This window comes from Vibrio qingdaonensis (assembly GCF_026191675.1).
In the GTDB taxonomy this organism is placed as follows: domain Bacteria; phylum Pseudomonadota; class Gammaproteobacteria; order Enterobacterales; family Vibrionaceae; genus Vibrio; species Vibrio qingdaonensis.
The window spans coordinates 1-3,043 of the sequence record NZ_JAKRRY010000090.1; the positions used below are offsets into that span (position 1 = coordinate 1).

The window sequence follows — 3,043 nt, forward strand, 5'->3', positions numbered from 1 at the left end:
AGTGTGCTTGGTAAGTTAATCGTTAGCGCCACTTAGCAGGGCGTTAGTTGCATGAGTCACCATTGTTGGAGATTAAAGTGTATATCAAGGAAGCATCTCAATTGTCTGGTGCAACACAAAGAGCAATTAGGCTATATGAATCGCTAGGTTTACTGAGTGTTTCACGTTCAGGAAAGTATAGAGTGTACTCGGATACTAATATCAACCTTATAAAGATGATCAAGGAAGCACAAACTCTTGGAATTAAGCTTTCTGAAATAGTGAACTTGAAAGATGGAAACGATGACTTCGATTGGGCTGTAGTAAGAGATTTTTTAACTGGGAAGCAACAAGATGTTGAGTGTCAGATCCGACAGCTTGAAGTGCAAAGAGAAAAAATCTTGAAATATCGGCAGTCGATTGATGTGTGCGTAAAAGGGGTTGACTCTGACCTTTAGGTAAGACCTTAAACTGTACTTTTCTTCACTATGGATGTTTATCTTATGAAAAAAGTACTGGTTATAAATGCTAACCCAAAGAACCAAAGTTTCTGTAAGTCTCTAGCGAACAAATACGCTCTTGAAGCCGCTTTGACACATGACGTCAAACTGCTTCATGTTAGTGAGATGGATTTCGAAATCAGCTTAGACAGAGGGTACGACACATCACCCGTGTTAGAGAAAGATCTATTGTACTTTCAAGAACTAATTTTGTGGTCAGAGCACATTGTAATCGTAACACCTGTTTGGTGGGGAACTTTGCCAGCAAAATTTAAAGGACTAATTGATAGAGTATTTCTGCCAAACTTTGCCTTTAAATATGTCGATGGTAAGGCGTTCCCTGAGAAGTTGCTTTTAGGGCGAAGTTCAGAGCTCTATATTACATTGGATACACCACCATTTTGGTATAAGTATTTCAAAGGCAATGCAATTTATAAACAATTAAAAAAGTCAATCCTTGATTTCTCTGGTATAAAAAATCACTCGGCTACCTACTTTGGCCCAGTTGTAGGATCAAGTTCTGAGACAAGGCAGAAATGGCTAAGTAAAGTTTCTAAACAAGCGGGTAAGCTCCTATAAATTATACCTATGTGAAAAATGCAACTAACAAACGGTTCAAGTGGATTCGTAACGCTCGGCATTTTTTGCGTCAATTTGGGGTTGTGTGATTACGGTGGTTTAAATTTGGTTCGGTGGTGCGTTACTCACCACTTAACCGGGCGTTAGGTGCTCATCAATCAAAAGGAATTGAACACAATGGTTACATGTTACGTTCGGTATATTATCGACCCTTTCAAAGTATCTGAGTTTGAAGAGTATGCAAAAATATGGATACCGTTGGTTACCCGATTAGGTGGGCAGCATAACGGGTATTTTCTACCTTCAGAGGGTGAAAATAACGTAGCTCTAGCGCTATTTACTTTTCCAAGTCTAGCGGACTACGAGGCGTACCGTAATAAGTCACTAGCTGATAGTGAGTGTATTAAAGCATTTAAGTTTGCAGACGATACACGCTGTGTTTTAAGTGTAGAACGTAGTTTCTTTAGACCAGTGTTTAACTGATAGTACGCACCTAACAATCGCTTCAAGTTGATTCGTAACGCTTGGCGGTTTTGGTGTTAATTTTGGTTTGGGTGATTACGGTTTAAAATTCGGCTTCAGTGGTGCGTAACTCACAACTTAAGCGGGCGTTAGTTGCACTTAGAAATTTAGTGGTCAAATCATTGTCCCTTTAGCTATGCGGCGACAAGCCCCACTGCTTAACGTTCTTTCCGGTGGCAGCACCAATTAGTCGTTCGCTTTAGCCCTCGAGGTTTCGCGGCACTGCTTTTTGTGTCCGTCCGTGAGCAACGAAAGTAACATCTTCCTTAACCCGTTTTTCAGTGACTTCGGTGGTTTCTTTTTCGCGCCAACTCGCATTAATCGAAAGATGTCAGTTCTGTCAGCTATCAAGTACTGCGTGGTGATAGTAATTTAGTTTGCGGCAAGCAATGAGCACCTTGGTGCAAATAAGAGAATAGGGGCGTAGGCAACTAACAAACTACTCAAGTGGACGCCATAAGCTTGGCGGTTTTGGTTTGAAGTTAAGTGTGCTTGGTAAGTTAATCGTTAGCGCCACTTAGCAGGGCGTTATGTTTTAAGGAGAAAACTTGGCATCTTCAATTAATATTAGCTTGGCTCAAGTTCCAGTGTTCAAAGAGGATATTGTCGCAAATATTGAGCAACACCTTGTTGCGATAGAAGCGTCAGTATCGCTTGGTGCCGACTTGGTGGTGTTTCCTGAATTGTCATTGACGGGCTACGAGTTAAAATCCTTAGCAAAGTTAGCTCTAGGCAAATTACCTTCTAATTTTTCGCACCTATCTCAAGCTGCGAGTAAGCACAATATTTCGGTTATCGTTGGTTGTCCGCTTGTTTCTGGTGACTCCCTAAAACCATCTATTGGCGCTGTGGTTTGCCATCCTGATGGTAACGTCGAATTTTACGATAAACAGCACCTGCATGACGGTGAGCATGAGTATTGTTCATCGGGCTCTGAAGATTATTTTCTAACTATCAAAGGTTATAAAGTTGCGTTGGCAATTTGTGCTGATTTCTCATGCCCTGAACACGCTGAAAGAGCCAAACGGTTGGGTGCTGACGTTTATTTAGTGAGTGCTCTGATTTCGACAGCGGGCTATTCTACTGATGCTAAGTTGCTCTCCGACATTGCCGCTACTAATGGCATGCCTGTACTGCTAAGTAATCATATTTCACCAACGGGTGGCTGGTCGGTTTGTGGCAACAACGCTGTATGGAATAATGAAGGCAAATTGGTTACGAGTTCAGAGTCCGTAGAGGAATGTGTTGTATTGTGTACTATCACGTTTAGTACAGTGGGCGCTTCAAAACATAACAAGGCGCTCAATTTGACAGCTAACGCGTGGCATTTTCAGTTTGGTTGAGTTTTGTGATTACTGTGGTTAGGTTGAGTGCAGTGTTGCGTTAGCTGCAACTTAGCTTAGCGTTAGGTGCTCATCAATCAAAAGGAATTGAACACAATGGTTACATGTTACGTTCGGTAC

Annotated in this window: 4 protein-coding genes; all 4 read left to right on the plus strand. The window is 41.7% G+C overall.

Annotation, left to right across the window (positions count from 1 at the left end):
* The first annotated feature begins 77 nt into the window (after window positions 1-77).
* The 4 genes from MD535_RS25235 to MD535_RS25250 all read left to right on the plus strand — a co-directional run bounded on the left by MD535_RS25235 (window position 78) and on the right by MD535_RS25250 (window position 2,923).
* On the plus strand, window positions 78-437 hold the full coding sequence (locus tag MD535_RS25235) for a MerR family transcriptional regulator (protein WP_265678026.1): 360 nt from the start codon (window positions 78-80) through the stop codon (window positions 435-437).
* 45 nt (window positions 438-482) lie between these two features.
* Window positions 483-1,058 carry an NAD(P)H-dependent oxidoreductase gene (locus MD535_RS25240; RefSeq protein WP_265678028.1) on the plus strand — a complete coding sequence of 192 codons (576 nt, stop codon included), beginning with the start codon at window positions 483-485 and terminating at the stop codon, window positions 1,056-1,058.
* Between the two features lie 177 nt (window positions 1,059-1,235).
* Window positions 1,236-1,541, plus strand: a complete 306-nt coding sequence (locus MD535_RS25245; protein WP_265678030.1) for an NIPSNAP family protein — start codon at window positions 1,236-1,238, stop codon at window positions 1,539-1,541.
* A 587-nt stretch (window positions 1,542-2,128) separates the two neighbouring features.
* Window positions 2,129-2,923 carry a carbon-nitrogen hydrolase family protein gene (locus tag MD535_RS25250; RefSeq protein ID WP_265678031.1) on the plus strand — a complete coding sequence of 265 codons (795 nt, stop codon included), beginning with the start codon at window positions 2,129-2,131 and terminating at the stop codon, window positions 2,921-2,923.
* Window positions 2,924-3,043 lie beyond the last annotated feature (120 nt).